We start from the raw sequence: 17,446 nt of genomic DNA on the forward strand, positions 1-17,446 counted from the left end.
TCAGACCCGGCGCAGGACCGCGACCACGCGGCCCATGATCGTGGCGTCGTCACCCGGGATCGGGTCGAACGCCGGGTTGGCCGGCATCAGCCACACGTGCCCGTCCCGCTGCCGGTAGCTCTTGACGGTCGCCTCGCCGTCGATCATCGCCGCCACTATCTCGCCGACGTTCGCCGTCGGCTGCTGGCGGACCACCACCCAGTCGCCGTTGCAGATCGCGGCGTCGATCATCGAGTCGCCCTTGACCTCGAGCATGAAGACGTCGCCCTCGCCGACCAGCTCGCGCGGCAGCGGGAAGAACTCCTCCACCGCCTGCTCGGCCAGGATCGGCCCGCCGGCGGCGATCCGGCCCAGCAGCGGCACGTAGGCCGGGGTCGGCCGGGCCGAGCGCAGCGTCTCGTCGTCGACCATCTCGCTGGGCGCCCGCACGTCGACCGCGCGCGGCCGGTTGGGATCACGCCGCAGGAAGCCCTTCTTCTCCAGCTCCTTGAGCTGGTAGGCGACGCTTGACGGCGACACGAGGCCGACCGCCTCGCCGATCTCGCGCACGCTCGGCGGGTAGCCGTAGCGCTCCACCCAGTCCCGGATGAACTCGAGGATCCGGCGCTGGCGGGCGGTCAGGTCGGCGGTGACCAGGTCGGGGAACTGACTGACCACCGGTGTCACGGCCCGCAGCTGCGGTGCCTCGCCGCCACGGGCGCGCGACGGCGTCCGGCGGCGGATGGCCGCCTTGGTGTTGGCGGGCTCGGGCTGCGGATCCTTCTGGTGTTGCCGGCTCGTCCGGTCGTCGGTCGACACGTCCGCCCTCCCTGTCGGCCAGTGCCTCATCGGCACGTGGTGCGCTCGCGGAGCCGGGCAGTCGCCGTGGGGATGGACTTATGCCCGGCTGACCCCTCTTGACCGAGAACGGTAACTGCGGCGTACGACATATTCAAACATCTGTACGACTTTCTCTCGGCGTGTCGCCCGTAAGTGCTCGACTTCCGTACGCCTGTTCTGATACACCGTCGTACGGACGTTCGATAGAACGCATGTCCGAGAGACGTATGCGAGGAAAGGAATATGCCGTGGTGACCACTGGTGCGCGCCGGCAGCCGGCCCCGTTGCGGCTGACCCGGCGGGGGCGCGTCGTCGTGCTGACCTTCTTCATCCTGCTCGCGTCTCTCGCGAGTGCCGTGTTGTGGACCACTGCGTCCAGGGCCGGCGATCCCGATGCCGGCCCGGCGCCTAGCGTCGTCGTCCAGCCGCACGACACGCTCTGGTCGATCGCGGGCCGCGCGGCCCCCGATCGCAGCCCGTGGGAGGTCGTCGCGGAGATCCGCCACCTCAACGGTCTCGACGGCTACTACATCCACGCCGGTGAGACTCTGATCCTTCCGCGCGAGCGCTGAAACACATTGTTGATCAAGACGTTTCGGTGCTGCCCGTGACCGGCGCGGTACCGGTCGTGTTGAGGTAGAAAATACGGCGCGCCGACGCGCCGGTGAACTTGCATCGACGTCGGCAGCGGCATAACGTCAACCCCAACATCTAGTAGTTACAAGGGTGTAAGTCATCCACAGGTTGGGGTCAGGCAGCCCCGCACACCACGGGTTCGTGCACAGCCACGAGGCGGGATCCACCGCCGCGGGGCTGTCGTTCGGCGTGCCCGTGAGGCGCTCTGCCGGCCCGCTCCCTGCCCGGGTGGCCGGGCCCGGTGACAGGGGGAGTTTCGGTGCGGTGTCCGTACTGCCGGCACGCCGACTCGCGGGTGGTCGATTCGCGAGAGGCTGACGACGGCCAGTTGATCCGTCGTCGGCGGTCGTGCCCCGAGTGCGGTAAGCGGTTCACCACGGTCGAGGAGGCCGTGCTGGCGATCGTGAAGCGCAACGGCGTCACCGAACCCTTCAGCAGGACCAAGATCATGAGTGGCGTTCGCAAGGCCTGTCAGGGCCGGCCGGTCGACGAGGACTCGATCGCGCTGCTCGCACAGAAGGTCGAGGAGACCATCCGGGCCAAGGGCGCGGCGGAGGTGCCGAGCCACGACGTTGGCCTCGCCATCCTCACGCCGCTGCGCGAGCTGGACCAGGTGGCCTACCTCCGCTTCGCGAGCGTCTACAAGTCCTTCGACTCGCTGGACGAGTTCGAACGTGAGATCACCGAGCTGCGCGAGGCGGCCACCGCCGGCGAGGCGGCCGAGCGGCACCTGGTCGCCGCGCGGTCCGGCAACCGGCCGCCGAAGGCCGGCGCACAGGAAAAGCTTGATGCAGGAAGCAATCGAGGGGGAGCACCAAATGGCCGGTGACGGCATGACAGCAGGCAGGCAGCGCAATCGCGCGAGCAGCGGGGGCGCCACGGCCGGGGGGCTGCGGATCGAGCGGGTCTGGACGACCGAGGGCGTCCACCCGTACGACGAGGTCGAGTGGGAGCGCCGCGACGTCGTCATGACGAACTGGCGGGACGGCTCGATCAACTTCGAGCAGCGCGGCGTCGAGTACCCCACCGCGTGGAGCGTCAACGCCGCCAACATCGTCACCACGAAGTACTTCCGGGGTGCGGTCGGCACGCCGGAGCGCGAGTGGTCGCTCAAGCAGCTCATCGACCGGGTCGTGCAGACCTACCGCAAGGCGGGCGAGGAGCACGGCTACTTCGCCAACCCGGGCGACGCCGAGCTCTTCGACCACGAGCTGACCTGGATGCTGCTGCACCAGGTGTTCAGCTTCAACTCGCCGGTCTGGTTCAACGTCGGCACGGCCTCGCCGCAGCAGGTCAGCGCCTGCTTCATCCTGTCCGTCGACGACTCGATGGACTCGATCCTCGACTGGTACAAGGAGGAGGGGCTGATCTTCAAGGGCGGCTCCGGCTCCGGGGTCAACCTGTCCCGGATCCGCTCCTCCAAGGAGCTGCTCTCCTCCGGCGGCACGGCCAGCGGCCCGGTCAGCTTCATGCGCGGCGCGGACGCCAGCGCCGGCACGATCAAGTCCGGCGGTGCGACCCGCCGCGCGGCCAAGATGGTGATCCTCGACGTCGACCACCCCGACATCGAGGAGTTCGTCACCACCAAGGCCCGCGAGGAGGACAAGATCCGGGCCCTGCGCGACGCCGGGTTCGACATGGACCTCGGCGGCAGCGACATCGTCTCGGTGCAGTACCAGAACGCCAACAACTCGGTCCGCGTCAGCGACGAGTTCATGCGGGCGGTCGAGGAGGGCGGCACGTTCGACCTCCGCGGCCGGATGAACGGCGAGACGATCGAGACCATCGACGCCAAGCGGCTGTTCACCGAGATCGCCAAGGCCGCGTGGGAGTGCGCCGACCCCGGCCTCCAGTACGACGACACGATCAACGACTGGCACACCAACCCGGAGACCGGCCGCATCACCGCGTCCAACCCGTGTTCGGAGTACATGTCGCTGGACGACTCGTCCTGCAACCTGGCCTCGCTCAACCTGATGAAGTTCCTCCGGGCCGACGGCGGCTTCGAGGTCGAGAAGTTCGTCAAGAGCGTCGAGTTCGTCATCACCGCGATGGACATCTCGATCTGCTTCGCCGACTTCCCGACCAAGCGGATCGGCGAGACCACGCGCGCCTACCGCCAGCTCGGCATCGGCTACGCGAACCTCGGCGCGCTGCTGATGGCCTCCGGCCTGCCGTACGACTCGGAGGGTGGCCGCAGCCTGGCCGCCGCCATCACCTCGCTGATGACCGGTGTGGCCTACCGCCGCTCCGCCGAGGTCGCCGGCGTCGTCGGCGCGTACGACGGCTACGCCCGCAACGCGGACGCGCACAAGCGGGTCATGCGCAAGCACGCCGCGGCGAACGACGAGATCCGCCCGTCGGGCACCGTCGCCACCGCGCTGGTCCGCGAGGCCACCAAGCAGTGGCAGCAGGGCAACAAGATCGGTGAGAAGAACGGCTGGCGCAACGCGCAGGCCTCCGTGCTCGCGCCGACCGGCACCATCGGCCTGATGATGGACTGCGACACCACCGGCGTCGAGCCCGACCTGGCCCTTGTCAAGTTCAAGAAGCTCGTCGGCGGCGGCTCGATGCAGATCGTCAACCAGACGGTCCCGCGCGCCCTGCGCAGCCTCGGCTACCCCGAGGAGCAGGTCGAGGCGATCGTCGAGCACATCGCCGACCACGGCATCGTCGTCGACGCGCCCGGCCTCAAGCCGGAGCACTACCCGGTCTTCGACTGCGCAATGGGCGAGCGGTCCATCGCCCCGATGGGCCACGTGCGGATGATGGCGGCCGTGCAGCCGTTCATCTCCGGCGCGATCTCCAAGACGATCAACATGCCGGAGTCGGCGACCGTCGAGGACATCGAGAACGTGCACTACCAGGGCTGGAAGCTCGGCCTCAAGGCACTCGCGATCTACCGCGACAACTGCAAGGTCGGCCAGCCGCTCTCGGCGGCCAAGCCGAAGGTGACCGCCGCCGTGGCGCCCGCCGCGGTGGTCGAGCCGGTCGTCGAGAAGGTCATCGAGTACCGCCCGGTCCGCAAGCGCCTGCCGAAGAAGCGCCCGTCCGAGACGGTCTCCTTCTCGGTCGGCGGCGCCGAGGGCTACCTGACCGCTTCGTCCTACCCGGACGACGGCCTCGGCGAGGTCTTCCTGAAGATGTCGAAGCAGGGCTCGACCCTGGCCGGCGTCATGGACGCCTTCTCGGTGGCGATCTCCATCGGCCTGCAATACGGCGTGCCGCTGGAGACCTACGTCAGCAAGTTCACGAACATGCGCTTCGAGCCGGCCGGCATGACCGACGACCCGGACATCCGCATGGCGGCGTCGGTGATGGACTACATCTTCCGTCGCCTCGCGCTGGACTTCCTGCCGTACGACACCCGTGCCGAACTGGGCATCTTCACCGCCAAGGAGCGCGCCGCGCAGATCCAGGCCGAGGCCGCGGCCGAGGCCGCCGGCGTCGACCTGGCCGGCATGGCCGCGTCCGCCCCGGTGTCCGCCCCGGTCGGCGCGGCCTCCGCCCCGGCGGCCACGGCCCCCGCGACCGAGGTCGAGGCCGGCAAGGGCACCCCGTCGGCGGTCGGCTCGTCGACCGAGCTCCTGGAGGTCGTCCTGGGCACCTCGGCCGACGCGCCGCTCTGCTTCACCTGCGGCACGAAGATGCGCCCGGCCGGAAGCTGCTACGTCTGCGAGGGCTGCGGCTCCACCTCGGGCTGCAGCTGAGCTACGAGTAACGGATGCCTCCCGCCCGACCAGGGTGGGAGGCATCCGTTCGTTCTACTCGGACCGGTCGGTCCAGGCGGGATCGCGGCCGGTCAGGCCGAGCATCCGGTCCAGCACCGGCGCCGTCGGGGGCACCGGCACCTCGTCCCCGTACGCCTTCATCTCGCGCCCGAGTCCGGCCGTCGCCGCGACCTCCTCGCGCAGGAATTCCAGCAGCCCCGGATCCCAGCTCACGTCCTGGCCGGCGGCGCGGGCCAGGTCCCACCCGTGCACCACGTACTCGACGAGGACCATCCCGCCGATCATCCGCGCGGGCATCACGTGCGGCCCGCCCATCGTGGCCGTGCCCTCCCACGCCGACGGCGCCGACCAGGCCGCGACGAGCTGCTCGATCTGGCGTTCCAGCCGCACCAGCGGATCGCCGTCCGGCGACATCTCGCCGTCCGAGTTGCGGCTGGCCCGGGCGAGCGCCGGCCCCCAGTGCAGCAGGTGCTCGATCAGGCCGCCGACGTCGAATTCGTCGCACGGCGTCCGCGCGCCGAACTGCTCGGGCCGGATGGCGCGGACGACGGCCGCCGTCGGCGGCGCCGCGAGGGCGATGAGTTCGTGTTCCCGCATGCCCACCGAGGGTAGGCGTTCTCCGCCGGGCCGTCTTGAAGGAACGCGACGCTAAGCTGCATCGATGGTCAGGGACGCGCGCGAGCTGCGCGGCGCGTGGGCCGCCTTCCAGAGCCACGGGTACGCCGACCCGCCGCCGGACCTCGCCGCCTTCGTGTCCCGGTACTGGTTCGCCGAGTGGGATCTGCGCGGCCAGGAGCCGTACCGGCAGAAGATCGTGCCCTATCCGAGCGTGTACCTGACCTTCCTGGACGGTGCCGCGATCGTGCGCGGCCCGGAGCGCGGGCACGTCGTCCGCGTCCTCGAGGGGCGTGGCCGGGTGTTCGGCGTGACCTTCCGCCCCGGCTGCTTCCGTCCGTTCCTCGGCGTACCGGTCTCGACCATCACCGGCCGCTCGCTGCCCGCCGCCGAGGTGTTCGGGCCGGACCTGCCGCGGGGCACGGTCGAGGAGGTCGACGCCTTCCTGCGTGCCGTCCTTCCGGCGGCCGATCCGCTGGCCGAGCTGGCCGGCGCCGTGGTGGCCCAGGTGCAGGCCGAGCCGCGGCTCACCCGCGTCGACGAGCTCGCCGCCCGGGCCGGCCTTGGCGTACGCCGGTTGCAGCGCCTGTTCGCCGACTATGTCGGGCTCGGTCCGAAGTGGGTGATCCGCCGCTACCGCCTGCACGAGGTCGGCGAGCGGCTCGCCGCCGGCGCGGACATCGACTGGGCCCGGCTGGCCGGCGAGCTCGGCTACGCCGACCAGGCGCACTTCACCCGCGACTTCACCGCCATGTTCGGCGAGCCGCCGACCGTGTACGCCCAGCGCTATCCGGAGCGGTAGGGAGCAGCGTCACTGATCGGAAGGGTTACGATTCGTAACTTTAACGGTTAAGTTCGGGGCGTGACAGACGACCGCCGCCGCCTCGAAGCCGCCAAGGTCGCCGTCGGCATCACCTTCGCCATCAACGGCCTCGGGTTCGCGGGCTGGTTCGCGAGGGTGCCCGCGGTCCGCGAGGACCTCGGACTGAGCTCGGCCGGGCTCGGCCTGCTGCTGCTCTGCCTCTCCGGCGCGGCCATCGCGGCGATCCCGCTGGCCGGGCCGCTGGTGCAGCGCCTCGGCCCGGCCCGCTCGGTCCTGATCGGCAGCATGGCCGTGGTGCTGGGCCTGCTCGGCCTGGCGTGCGGAACGATGTTCGGCTCGGTGCCGCTGGCGGGCGTGGGCCTGATGCTGCTCGGCGTCGGCAACAGCACCTGGGACGTGGCGATGAACGTCGAGGGCGCGGACGTCGAACGGCGCCTCGGGCGCACCCTCATGCCCCGTTTCCATGCCGGCTTCAGCCTCGGCACCGTGGCCGGCGCGGGTGTCAGCGCCGCCGCCGCGGCGATCGGCGTCGCGTTGTCGACGCAGCTCTTCCTCATGGCGGCACTGGCCGCGATCGTGATGACCCTGACGGTCCGCCGCTTCCTGCCGCACGCACCGGCGACGGCGGAGCAGCGCACGGCAGGTCGCGTCCGTGACGCCTGGCGCGAGCCGCGCACCCTGCTGATCGGCGTGATCATGCTGGGCTTCGGCTTCACGGAGGGCGCGGCGAACGACTGGCTGGCGATCGGCCTGGTCGACGGCTACCACGCCACGGAGACGGTCGGCGCCATCGGCTTCGGCTTCTTCGTGGTGGCGATGACCCTGGGCCGCCTCTTCGGCGGCTCCGCGATCGAGCGCTGGGGCCGCGTGACGGTGCTGCGCGCCACGGCGGTGTCGGCGTTGCTCGGCCTGCTGCTGGCGGTCTCCGGCATCGGCGTGCCGGTGGTGCTGGTCGGCGCGCTGCTCTGGGGCGCGGGCGCCTCGCTGGGCTTCCCGATCGGCATGAGCGCGGCCGCGGACGACCCGCTCCGCGCCGCGATCCGGGTGTCGGTGGCGGGCTCGATCGGCTACGCCGCCTTCCTCGCCGGCCCGCCGCTGATCGGCGTACTCGCGGAGCACTTCGGGGTGCTGCGGGCGCTGCTGGTGGTGCTGGTGGCGATCGGCCTCGGGCTGGCGGCCTCGGCCGCGGCCCGGCCGCTCCCGATCGGCCGCGCCGCGCGGGACGAGCCGGTCGCCACGCCCTGATCCGCCCCGGTCAGTGGCCGCCGGTGAGGAAGTCGCCGATCAGCGACGCCAGGAGTTCGGGCTGCTCGATCACCATGGCGTGCGAGGCGTCCTCGAGTTGCAGGTAGCGCATCCGCGGATTCGCCTTCGCGCCGGCCTCGGCCTGATCGAGCAGGAAGCTCCGGTGCGCCGCGTAGAGGTCCGCGAACGGCTCCTGCTCCGGCAGGTTCCGGGTCGCGAGCACGGCGAGGGTGTGCGTGGGCGTCGCGGCGTAGACCGGACCAAGATCAAGTCCATTCATCAGCGTACGCAGCTCGCCCGCGGTCTCGGCGGACGGCCGCATTGTCGTCTCGCCGTCCCGGTGCGCCAGGTTACGCCGGAAGCCCTCGATCCACACCTTCTCGTTGGCGCCCATGTCCCGGGCCGCCATCTGCTGCCGTTCGACCAGGTCGGGCAGCTCCTCGGCCGGGATCGTGCGCCCCATCCCGGCGTGCAGCGTGTCGAACACCGCTTGCAGCCGGGCCAGCTCCGCCGCCGCCACCCCGGGTTCGAGGCCGGGCAGCTGCTCGGGCCGGCTGGGCGGCGGACTGCCGTCGAGGCTGACCACACCGGGCGACTCGGGGTGCCGCTGCCCCCAGAGCGTGGCGAGCATCCCGCCGAGCGAGTTCCCGACCACCGAGGGCTGTTTCAACTCCATCTGTACGGTCACCGCGGCGATGTCTCCGAGCGCGGCGTCCCAGGACCAGGTGCCGTCGCCAGAGCGTCCGTGCCCGCGCAGATCCATGGTGATGACCCGGTGCCGCGGCCGCAGCGCCCGGGCCAGCGTCGTCATCATCGAGAGGTTCCCGCCGGCGCCGTGCAGGAGCAGCAGCGGGGGCTGATCGCCCCCGAAGTCCCGGACGGCGATGGGCAGCTCTCCCGCATCGACCAGTCGATCGTTGATCACAGCATCTCTCCAACCGGTAGCGCCGACGGGGTCGGTCGCATCTCTTCAAGCGGTGGCGCCGACGGCGTCGGTCGCGTCTCTCCTGGCGGTGGTGCCGACGGGGTCGGTCGCGTCTCTCCTGGCGGTGGTGCCGACGGGGTCGGTCGCGTCTCTTCAAGCGGTGGCGCGGACGGGGTCGGCTGGCGGATCATTCCGGCCGTCCACGGAGTCGGTCGCGGATCGCTGACGACGGCACGCCGCCGTCGGGATGGCGGGGCAGTCGGCCGCGCCGGACCAGGTCGTGCACACCCTGCCGGGTGATGCCGAGCATCGCGCCGGCGGTCGCGTACGAGACCGACTCGGCGGCCGGATGGCCGACCCGGCGGGCGACCACCGCGCCGAGCGGGGTCCGCCACCACTGCACCGGCGGGTCGAAGGCCCGGTCGTCCGGGTAGAGCATGGCGATCAGCCGGATCGCCGCGCCGGCCGCCGCGGCGTCGTCGCCGTCGACCATCTGGCCGGCCCACCCGCCGGCGCGGATCCGGACCAGCCGGCGCAGCGCCTCGACCGCGTCGTCGCCCTCCAACAGGACCTCGAGCGGGTCCAGCAGGCGGATGTCGAGAAGCCGGACGATCTGCTCGACCAGCTCGCTCTTCGACGGCACCAGATCATCGTCGCCCCGCTTGACGTCGACTGTCAAGTCACTAGGCTCCGGTCGTGGACCAGCCGGCGCCGCGCGCTCTCACCGAGCCGCATCCGAGTCGTCTCGCCCCCGATCACCCGCGCCGCGCCGAGATCCTCGCCGCCCACGCCGCCGCGCTCGCCGCGGGCCAGGCCGGCTACCTCGATCCGGAAACCGGACTCTTCGTGCTCACTGCCGGATTCCTCGCCGCGCGCGGCACCTGCTGTAGTCGCGGCTGTCGTCACTGTCCGTACGTCGATGGTGTCTGAGTCGGACTTTCGCCGCGACCCTCGCGCGAAGTACGGTGTGCCCCGAATTAGTGGAGGAACTCGTGGGTTCGCGTCTCTTCGCCCTCGGCACTGCCGTGGCGTTGCTCGCCGTTGCGGGCTGCAGTGACCACCGGAGCGAGGCGGCCGGCCTGCCACCTGTGCAGATCGTGCAGCAGCCCGCGGCCTCGGCCGGCGGAGCCTGCATCCTCTGGGACTACGAGTTCATCGAGGAGAAGATCGGCGTACGGTTCAGCGTCGCCGCCGCCGACCAGGTCGACATCACCTCGACCTGCGTGGTGCAGACGGAGCGCGAGGAGTGGCCGTACCTCGCACTCTCCGTCGTCGAGAGCACCAAGGCCGACGCGAGCACGTTCGCCGCGGAGAACATCCCGGCGAAGGCCACGAAGCTCAAGGGCCTCGGCAAGGCCGGCTACCGGCTCGTCTCCAAGGCGTCCGGCGGCCACGGCCCGACGGTGGAGATCGGCTGGCTCAGCGAGGCCGCCCAGCTTCAGACGCTGCGCTACACCTTCGCCAAGGGCGCCGCCGGCGCCGAGGTCACCAAGATGTCGACGAAGCTGCTCGCCCTCGCCAAGGCCATGGACACCACCAACGGCTGACCCCCGCCCGCATCGGCGGGTGCCGTTCTCAGCGGGCGTCGACGAACACCCGTGACGCGACCTCGCGCGGCAGCCGGATCTTGTCGCCGGAGCGGTCGATCGTCACGCCGTCGCGCTCCTGCGCCACCGTGACGGTCGCGCCCGGGTCGATGCCCGCCGCGTGCAGCTGCCGCAGCACGCCCGCGTTGGTCTGCACGCTCTCGCAGATCCGCCGGACGACCACGCTGCCGCTCAGGCCGGGGAACGCGAGGTTGCGCTCACCCGAATTGATCACAGTGGAGCTGGTGCTGATCGGCTCGTCGGACGGGAGGCCGAGCACCTCGAGGCCGGGAATCGGGTTGCCGTAGGGCGACCGGGTCGGCCTGTTGAGAAGCTCGTAGACCTTGCGCTCGACCGAGTCGCTCATCACGTGCTCCCACCGGCAGGCCTCCTCGTGCGCCTCCTCGTAGGGCATGCCGATGACGTTGACCAGCAGCAGCTCGGCGAGCCGGTGCTTGCGCATCACCGCGACGGCGGCCACCCGGCCCTCCTCGGTGAGCAGCAGGTGCCGGTCGTTCTCGACCGTGAGCAGGCCGTCCCGCTCCATCCGGGCGACGGTCTGGCTGACGGTGGGGCCACTCTGGTGCAGGCGCTCGGCGATCCTGGCGCGCAGGGGCGGAACGCCCTCCTCCTCGAGCTCGAGGATCGTGCGCAGGTACATCTCGGTGGTGTCGACGAGATCATTCACAATGCGGCCCTCCCAGCAGCGATATTACCTCGCAGCCGGGGGTTGACTTCGCGCCGACGAGGTGGGTCAAGTGACCCTACCGGACCCGGGTGACAGTCGTCCGGTAGGTGCGAGGGGTGAGACCGGCACCCGGCCGAAAATGTCGGCCCACCATGGCAGCATGACCGTCATGGCGGAGTCGACGGCGGTGGTGTGGGACAAGGCCCTGCTCTCCTACGACATGGGCGATCACCCGATGAACCCCGTGCGGGTCGAGCTGACCATGGCGCTCGCCCGCGAGCTCGGCGTTCTTGACCGGCCCGGCGTGCGCCTTGTGGTGCCGGAGCCGGCCGGCGACGCGGCGCTGACCCGCATACACCGGGCCGACTACCTGGATGCGGTCCGGCTCGCACCGAACGATCCGTTCTTCCGCGGCTGGGGCCTCAACACCCCGGACAACCCCGTCTTCGACGGCATGCACGAGGCGAGCGCCCGGATCTGCGGCGCCACGCTGGCCGCCGCCGAGGCGGTCTGGAGCGGCGCCGCCACCCGCGCCGTCAACGTCTCCGGTGGGCTGCATCACGCGATGGCGGCCCGCGCCTCCGGCTTCTGCGTCTACAACGACCCGGCGGTCGCGATCGCGCGCCTGCTCGACCTCGGCGCGCGGCGGGTGGCCTACGTCGACATCGATGTCCATCACGGCGACGGCGTGCAGGCGGCGTTCTACGACGATCCCCGGGTGCTGACCGTCAGCCTGCACGAGTCGCCGCTCACGCTCTTCCCCGGCACGGGCTTCCCCGAGGAGTGCGGCGGCGCCGGTGCCGAGGGCACCTCGGTAAACGTCGCGCTGCCGCCCGGCACCGGCGACGCCGGCTGGCTGCGTGCGTTCCGGGCGGTCGTGCCCTCGGTGCTGCGCGCCTTCGCGCCGCAGATCCTCGTCACCCAGTGCGGCGCCGACGCGCACCGCCTCGACCCCCTCGCCGACCTTCGGCTCTCCGTCGACGGCCAGCGCGCCGCATACATCGCGCTGCGCGGGCTCGCCGACGAGCTCTGCGACGGCCGCTGGGTGGCGACAGGCGGCGGCGGATACGCGCTGGTCGAGGTCGTGCCCCGGGCCTGGACCCACCTGCTGGCGGTGGCCACCGGCGCGCCGCTGGACCCCGGCACGCAGACGCCGCCGGCCTGGCGCAAGCTCGCCGCCGAGCGCCGCCCCGGCACCGAGATCCCGGCCACCCTGACCGACGGCATCGAGCCGCCGGTCGAGCACTGGGAGCCGGGCACCACCGCGGACCCGGTCGACAAGGCCATCATGGCGACCCGCATGGCGGTCTTCCCGCTGCACGGGCTGGACCCGCATGATGCCCGGGACTGAGAGGGGATCGCGGTGACCAGAGAGGCGGACGTGCTGCTCTCCGACGGCAGCGCCGTGCAACTGCGCCCGATACACCCCGACGACGCACCGGCCATCGTGGAGCTCCACTCGCGGATGAGCGACCGCACCCGCTACCTGCGCTACTTCTCGCCCTATCCCCGCATTCCGGAGCGCGATCTCGCCCGCTTCGTCAACGTCGACCACCGCGACCGCGAGGCCTTCGTCATCGTCAGCGGCCCGCGCATCATGGGCGTCGGCCGCTACGAGCGGCTCGGCCCCGATTCCCCCGAGGCAGAGGTCGCCTTCGTCGTCGAGGACGCGCACCAGGGCCGCGGCATCGGGTCGGTGCTGCTCGAGCACCTCGCCGACGCGGCACAGGAGTGCGGCATCACCCGCTTCGTCGCCGAGGTCCTGCCGCAGAACGCCGGGATGCTCCGCGTCTTCAGCGACTTCGGCTACCAGATCCAGCGCCAATACGCCGACGGGGTCGTGCACCTCGAGTTCCCGATCGCCCCCACGGAGAAGTCCCGGGAGGTGCAGGAGAGCCGCGAGCAGCGGACCGAGGCGAAGTCCATCTCCCGCCTGCTGCACCCGCGCGCCGTCGCCGTCTACGGCGCGAGCGCCAGCGGCCAGGGCATCGGCGCGGCGATGCTGGGCCACCTGCGCGACGGCGGCTACACCGGCGACATCATCCCGGTGCACCGCAGCGCCGACCGGGTGGCGGGGCTTACCGCACACCGCTCGGCGGCCGCGGCCGGCACCCCGGTCGACCTGGCGATCATCGCCGTCCCGCCGGAGGGCGTAGCCGACGCGGTGGCGGACGCGGCGGCGGCGGGCGCGGGCGGCCTCGTCGTCGTCTCCGCCGGCTTCGCCGAGGCGGGCGAGCAGGGCGCGCTCGCCCAGCGCGCGCTGCTCGACGCGGCACACGGGGCAGGCCTGCGCGTGGTCGGCCCCAACTGCCTTGGCATCGCCAACACCGACCCCACCGTGCGGCTGAACGCCACGCTCGCGCCGAGGCTGCCGGCGGCGGGCCGAGTGGGTTTCTTCAGCCAGTCCGGCGCGCTCGGCGTCGCCCTGCTGGCCGAGGCGGACCGGCGCGGCCTCGGCCTGTCCAGCTTCGTGTCGGCGGGCAACCGCGCGGACGTCTCGGGCAACGACCTGCTCCAGTACTGGCAGGACGACCCCGGCACCGACGCGGTCCTGCTCTACCTCGAGACGTTCGGCAACCCGCGCAAGTTCGCCCGGCTCGCCCGCCGGATGAGCCGGGTCAAGCCCGTCGTCGCGGTCGCCTCGGCGAGCCGCCCGGCGGGGCTCGCCGGCGACCTGCCCGGCCCCGACACCAGGGCGGTGACGGCCCTGTTCGCCCGCTCCGGCGTCATCCGCGTCGACACCGTCGCCGAACTCTTCGACGTGGGCCTCCTGCTGGCGCACCAGCCGCTGCCGGCCGGCCGGCGGGTGGCGGTCGTCGGAAACTCGTCGGCGCTCTCCGGCCTGGCCATCGCCGCCTGCCACGCCACCGGCCTGACCGTCGCCGAGGGCTACCCGTGCGACATCAGCCCACAGGCGGGCGCACACGACTTCGCCGACGCCCTCGCCGACGCCGCCGTCGACGACCGCGTCGACGCCCTGGTCGTGGTCTTCGCGCCGCCCCTGCCCGGCCAACTCCCGGACGAGGACGCCGACTTCGCCGCCGCGCTGGGCAGCGTCGCGCTGGCGGGGGAGAAGCCGACCGTGGCGACCTTCCTGCTGGGCCGCCTCCCACCCGGCGTCCCGGCATACCCGTCGGTGGAGGAGGCCGTCCGCGCCCTGTCCCGCGTGGTCGGCTACGCGGACTGGCTACGCCACCCACCGGGCGTGCTCCCGCCCCTGTCCGGAGTGGACCCGTCGGCACACGAACTGGAAGGCCCGCCTTCGGCCCTGCTAGAGGCATACGGCATCCGGGTCCAGCCGTCACGCTCCGCCGCGTCCCTCGACGAGGCCCTGGCCGCCGCCACCGACCTCGGCTACCCGGTCGCCCTGAAGGCGGCAGGCGGCGCCCTACGACACCGCCTCGACCTCGGCGCGGTCCGCCTGGCCCTCGCCGACGAGGACGACCTGCGCGCCGCACACCAGGAACTGGTGACGGCCTTCGGCCAACCCCTGCTGGTCCAGTCGATGGTCCCGCCCGGCGTCGCCTGCACGATCGAGGTCGTCGAGGACCCGGCGTTCGGCCCGGTAATCGGCTTCGGCCTCAGCGGCGTAGCCAGCGAACTGCTAGGCGACCTCGCCTGGCGCGCGGCCCCCCTCACCGACCGCGCCGCCGCGGCCTTGGTCGACGAGCCCCGCGCAGCGCCCCTACTACACGGCTACCGCGGCTCGGAACCAGTCGACCGCGCCGCCCTGATCGACCTCCTACTCCGCGTGGGCCGCCTAGCCGACGAACACCCCCACGTCCGCGCCCTCTCCCTGAACCCGGTCCTGTCCCGCCCCGACGGCCTCACAATCCTGCACGCCTCGATCGAAATGGGCGAGGCAGGCGCCCGCCCAGACACCGGCCCCCGCCGCCTCCAAAACACCTGACCAGCCCGGCTTCCGGTTGGTTCGGGCTTTGGGATGGTTTGGTTTGGGTTGGCCCGGCCCGGTCTGGCCCGGCCCGGTCTGGCCCGGCCCGGTCTGGCCCGGCTCGGTCTGGCCCGGCTCGGTCTGGCTCGGCTCGGTCTGGCTCGGCTCGGCTCGGCCCGGTCTGGCCCGACCTGACCTGACCTGACCTTGCCCGGTTCTGCCCGGCCCGGTTCGGCCTCCGGCCAAGCCCTGCCTCCGCCGGCTGCCTGTGGCCTCGGCGGGCGTGGGCTGAGGTTTGGTTCGGAGGAGTATCGGGGGAGTGCGTGGGTGTTTGGGAATGCGACCGCCTCTGCCGCACAGGCCCGTGTGGTCTGTCGCCCTCACCGACCTCCCCGATGGTGGCGGACGATGTCCTCGGCCGGGCCGACGGCGCACTACAGGTTGGGGGGTGAGGTGCGGAGCCGGCGCTTCCCCGACCTCCGCGATGGTGGTGGACGCCTCAAGGTCATCAGGACCGCGGATGGCTGGGCTCAGCCCTGGATCGGATCGCCGCGTGGAGGGTCTGGTCAGACTGCGGGCTGGCCGCCCGTGGTGGTGCCCAGCAGGTGCAGGGCGAGGCGGTTCAGCGCGGCCAGGATCGCCAGCAGTGCCGCGGGTACAGGGTGTTCGGTCACCACGAGCGCGATCGTGGCTCCACCGAAGACCACCCACTCGGGCACGAGCCGGAGCGGGTCCGGGATCGGCGTGCGGGCCTTGGGCGCCACCCACTGTGCCCAGATGGTGGCGGCGGCGAGCGGCAGCGCGATCGCCAGCAGCAGCCGCACCCAGACCGGACCCGGCGCCTGCCAGCCGCCATAGGACAGGGCGGCAAGGGCGCAAACCTCGAGCACGAACCGCAGCAGCAGGTTGGCGGTTCTCATCTCGCCTCCCGGAAGCCGATCACATCGGCAAACACGCCGGGGCCGGGCGCAGGCCGGCCGGTGGCGCACCGTTTGGTCCCTCCGGGCGGCAGCCCGGCATCATCCGAATCTTGGCGCAGTCGACATGGGACCAGCAAGAGAAGCCAGGCCGCGAGTTGGCGATCAGGCCCACGCGGTAGCTGCCGGCTGTGAGTTGGCGGCAGGGCTGTGCGGTGGCGGTGGGCCATGATTTGGCCGCCCGGCCTTGCGGTGGCTGCTGGCCGGGGGTGGCGGCGGGACCGTGCGGTGGCGGCCGGGCGTGAGTTGGCGGCGGGGCCTTGCGGTGGTGGCCGGGCATGAGTTGGTGACCAGGTTTGGGGGTCGTGGTCGGGGCTGGGTGTGGTTACGGGGGGCGGGACATGGCGAAGGCCGGTCGCTTTGCGACCGGCCTCTGCGTTCGGGTGGGTGTCAGCTGGCGTATGCCTCCAGGCGGGACGCGCGCTGCGGGTCGCGCAGCTTGGACATCGTGACCTTCTCGATCTGGCGGATTCGCTCGCGGCTCAGGCCGAACTCGCGGCCGACCTCGTCCAGGGTGCGCTGGCGGCCGTCGTCCAGGCCGAAGCGGAGGCGGATCACCGCGGACTCGCGCTCCGAGAGGGTGGCGAGCACGATCTCGACCTCGCTGCGCAGTTCGCCGCGGCCGACGGTGTCGCCGGGCTCGCCGCGGGGGTCGACCGCCGCGACGAAGTCGCCGAGGGCGCTCTCGCCGTCCTCGCCGACCGCCTGGTCCAGGCTGACCGGCTCGCGGTCGTAGGAGATGAGCTCGATGACCTGGAACTCCGGCACGCCCATCGCCTTGGCGATCTCGGCGACGCTCGGCTCGCGGCCCAGCGTGGTGGCGAGGTCCCGGCGGGCCCGGACCATGCGGTTGACCTGCTCGACCATGTGCACCGGGATGCGGATGGTGCGGGCCTGGTCGGCCATGGCGCGGGTGATGGCCTGGCGGATCCACCAGGTGGCGTACGTGGAGAACTTGTAGCCCTTGGTGTAGTCGAACTTCTCGACGGCGCGGATCAGGCCCAGGTTGCCCTCCTGGATCAGGTCCAGGAACGCCATGCCGCGGCCCGTGTAGCGCTTCGCGATGCTGACCACCAGCCGCAGGTTGGCCTCGAGCAGGTGGTTCTTCGCGGCGCGGCCCTCGGTGATGAGGATCTGTAGCAGCGGCGCCAGGTCGTCGCTCGCCTCGGAAAGCTTCTCCTGTGCGTAGAGGCCGGCCTCGATCCGCTTGGAGAGGGTCACCTCCTCGACCGCGGTGAGCAGACGCGTGCGGCCGATGCCGTTCAGGTACGCCCGGACGAGGTCGGCCGATACGCCGCGCTCGTCGGTGGCGTCCAGGTCAGCCAAGGGCTCGACACCGTCGGTCATGATGTGCTCAGCAGCAACCGCCGCCGTGGACTCCGTCGCCTTCATCTGCAGGACCACCTTTCAGTCCCCTCCCCGCGTTCACCCGAGTCGTGCATTCCCAGCCGCATTCGTGCCGGTGATCACTAGCTTGGCGGCAGGCGCGTTAAGCGGAGGTGAGGCAAG

16 protein-coding genes are annotated in these 17,446 nt (G+C 71.7%); 9 read left to right on the plus strand and 7 right to left on the minus strand.

The features are described 5' to 3' along the window. Complete coding sequence (lexA, locus tag BJ971_RS05270; RefSeq protein WP_239087857.1) at window positions 1–798, minus strand: transcriptional repressor LexA; 798 nt, start codon at window positions 796–798, stop codon at window positions 1–3. A gap of 269 nt (window positions 799–1,067) precedes the next feature. On the opposite strand from lexA, the gene BJ971_RS05275 reads away from it, so the two are divergent. The 3 genes from BJ971_RS05275 to BJ971_RS05285 all read left to right on the plus strand — a co-directional run bounded on the left by BJ971_RS05275 (window position 1,068) and on the right by BJ971_RS05285 (window position 5,165). Continuing rightward, window positions 1,068–1,391, plus strand: coding sequence for a LysM peptidoglycan-binding domain-containing protein (locus BJ971_RS05275; protein WP_239087858.1), 324 nt, complete (start codon window positions 1,068–1,070; stop codon window positions 1,389–1,391). Between the two features lie 323 nt (window positions 1,392–1,714). Further along, entirely contained in the window at window positions 1,715–2,284 is a 570-nt protein-coding gene (gene nrdR / locus BJ971_RS05280) for a transcriptional regulator NrdR (RefSeq protein ID WP_184990340.1), read from the plus strand. Between the two features lie 4 nt (window positions 2,285–2,288). Further along, window positions 2,289–5,165 (plus strand): vitamin B12-dependent ribonucleotide reductase, encoded by a 2,877-nt coding sequence (locus BJ971_RS05285; RefSeq protein WP_377885282.1) that lies wholly within the window; start codon window positions 2,289–2,291, stop codon window positions 5,163–5,165. 54 nt (window positions 5,166–5,219) lie between these two features. Here the strand turns inward: BJ971_RS05285 and BJ971_RS05290 are convergent, their stop codons facing one another. Next, the gene (locus tag BJ971_RS05290; RefSeq protein ID WP_184990344.1) at window positions 5,220–5,783 is read right to left on the minus strand and encodes a TIGR03086 family metal-binding protein; all 564 of its coding nucleotides are present in this window, start codon (window positions 5,781–5,783) and stop codon (window positions 5,220–5,222) included. Window positions 5,784–5,847: 64 nt separating this feature from the next. On the opposite strand from BJ971_RS05290, the gene BJ971_RS05295 reads away from it, so the two are divergent. Together BJ971_RS05295 and BJ971_RS05300 are read left to right on the plus strand one after the other, a co-directional pair. Beyond that, window positions 5,848–6,603, plus strand: a complete 756-nt coding sequence (locus BJ971_RS05295) for an AraC family transcriptional regulator (RefSeq protein ID WP_184990346.1) — start codon at window positions 5,848–5,850, stop codon at window positions 6,601–6,603. Window positions 6,604–6,663: 60 nt separating this feature from the next. Then, window positions 6,664–7,869: an MFS transporter gene (locus tag BJ971_RS05300; RefSeq protein ID WP_184990348.1), complete on the plus strand. Its 1,206-nt coding sequence runs from the start codon at window positions 6,664–6,666 to the stop codon at window positions 7,867–7,869. A gap of 10 nt (window positions 7,870–7,879) precedes the next feature. On the opposite strand, the gene BJ971_RS05305 is transcribed toward BJ971_RS05300, so the two are convergent. Together BJ971_RS05305 and BJ971_RS05310 are read right to left on the minus strand one after the other, a co-directional pair. After that, window positions 7,880–8,794 carry an alpha/beta fold hydrolase gene (locus BJ971_RS05305; protein WP_184990350.1) on the minus strand — a complete coding sequence of 305 codons (915 nt, stop codon included), beginning with the start codon at window positions 8,792–8,794 and terminating at the stop codon, window positions 7,880–7,882. A 187-nt stretch (window positions 8,795–8,981) separates the two neighbouring features. Next, window positions 8,982–9,473 (minus strand): hypothetical protein, encoded by a 492-nt coding sequence (locus BJ971_RS05310; protein WP_239087859.1) that lies wholly within the window; start codon window positions 9,471–9,473, stop codon window positions 8,982–8,984. A 17-nt stretch (window positions 9,474–9,490) separates the two neighbouring features. On the opposite strand from BJ971_RS05310, the gene BJ971_RS05315 reads away from it, so the two are divergent. Together BJ971_RS05315 and BJ971_RS05320 are read left to right on the plus strand one after the other, a co-directional pair. Next, window positions 9,491–9,724: a DUF5522 domain-containing protein gene (locus tag BJ971_RS05315; RefSeq protein WP_184990352.1), complete on the plus strand. Its 234-nt coding sequence runs from the start codon at window positions 9,491–9,493 to the stop codon at window positions 9,722–9,724. Window positions 9,725–9,786: 62 nt separating this feature from the next. Beyond that, window positions 9,787–10,341, plus strand: a complete 555-nt coding sequence (locus BJ971_RS05320) for a hypothetical protein (RefSeq protein ID WP_184990354.1) — start codon at window positions 9,787–9,789, stop codon at window positions 10,339–10,341. 28 nt (window positions 10,342–10,369) lie between these two features. On the opposite strand, the gene BJ971_RS05325 is transcribed toward BJ971_RS05320, so the two are convergent. Further along, window positions 10,370–11,071, minus strand: coding sequence for an iron-dependent transcriptional repressor DtxR (locus BJ971_RS05325; protein WP_275411414.1), 702 nt, complete (start codon window positions 11,069–11,071; stop codon window positions 10,370–10,372). Between the two features lie 166 nt (window positions 11,072–11,237). On the opposite strand from BJ971_RS05325, the gene BJ971_RS05330 reads away from it, so the two are divergent. Further along, the gene (locus BJ971_RS05330; protein WP_184998656.1) at window positions 11,238–12,419 is read left to right on the plus strand and encodes an acetoin utilization protein AcuC; all 1,182 of its coding nucleotides are present in this window, start codon (window positions 11,238–11,240) and stop codon (window positions 12,417–12,419) included. Between the two features lie 12 nt (window positions 12,420–12,431). Further along, complete coding sequence (locus tag BJ971_RS05335; RefSeq protein WP_184990358.1) at window positions 12,432–14,978, plus strand: bifunctional acetate--CoA ligase family protein/GNAT family N-acetyltransferase; 2,547 nt, start codon at window positions 12,432–12,434, stop codon at window positions 14,976–14,978. Between the two features lie 548 nt (window positions 14,979–15,526). Here the strand turns inward: BJ971_RS05335 and BJ971_RS05340 are convergent. Together BJ971_RS05340 and sigB are read right to left on the minus strand one after the other, a co-directional pair. Next, window positions 15,527–15,880 carry a YrdB family protein gene (locus tag BJ971_RS05340; RefSeq protein WP_184990360.1) on the minus strand — a complete coding sequence of 118 codons (354 nt, stop codon included), beginning with the start codon at window positions 15,878–15,880 and terminating at the stop codon, window positions 15,527–15,529. A 447-nt stretch (window positions 15,881–16,327) separates the two neighbouring features. Beyond that, a complete protein-coding gene (gene sigB, locus BJ971_RS05345; protein WP_184998657.1) occupies window positions 16,328–17,284 on the minus strand; it encodes an RNA polymerase sigma factor SigB in 957 nt (318 codons plus the stop codon). Window positions 17,285–17,446 lie beyond the last annotated feature (162 nt).

The sequence above is a fragment of the Amorphoplanes digitatis genome (assembly GCF_014205335.1).
Lineage (GTDB): Bacteria > Actinomycetota > Actinomycetes > Mycobacteriales > Micromonosporaceae > Actinoplanes > Actinoplanes digitatus.

Coding starts and splice junctions, on each gene's coding strand:
- BJ971_RS05285 (WP_377885282.1), top strand. CDS start 2,289: ATGACAGCAGGCAGGCAGCGCAATCGCGCGAGCAGCGGGGGCGCCACG.
- BJ971_RS05290 (WP_184990344.1), bottom strand. CDS start 5,783: ATGCGGGAACACGAACTCATCGCCCTCGCGGCGCCGCCGACGGCGGCC.
- BJ971_RS05295 (WP_184990346.1), top strand. CDS start 5,848: ATGGTCAGGGACGCGCGCGAGCTGCGCGGCGCGTGGGCCGCCTTCCAG.
- BJ971_RS05330 (WP_184998656.1), top strand. CDS start 11,238: ATGGCGGAGTCGACGGCGGTGGTGTGGGACAAGGCCCTGCTCTCCTAC.
- BJ971_RS05340 (WP_184990360.1), bottom strand. CDS start 15,880: ATGAGAACCGCCAACCTGCTGCTGCGGTTCGTGCTCGAGGTTTGCGCC.
- sigB (WP_184998657.1), bottom strand. CDS start 17,284: ATGACCGACGGTGTCGAGCCCTTGGCTGACCTGGACGCCACCGACGAG.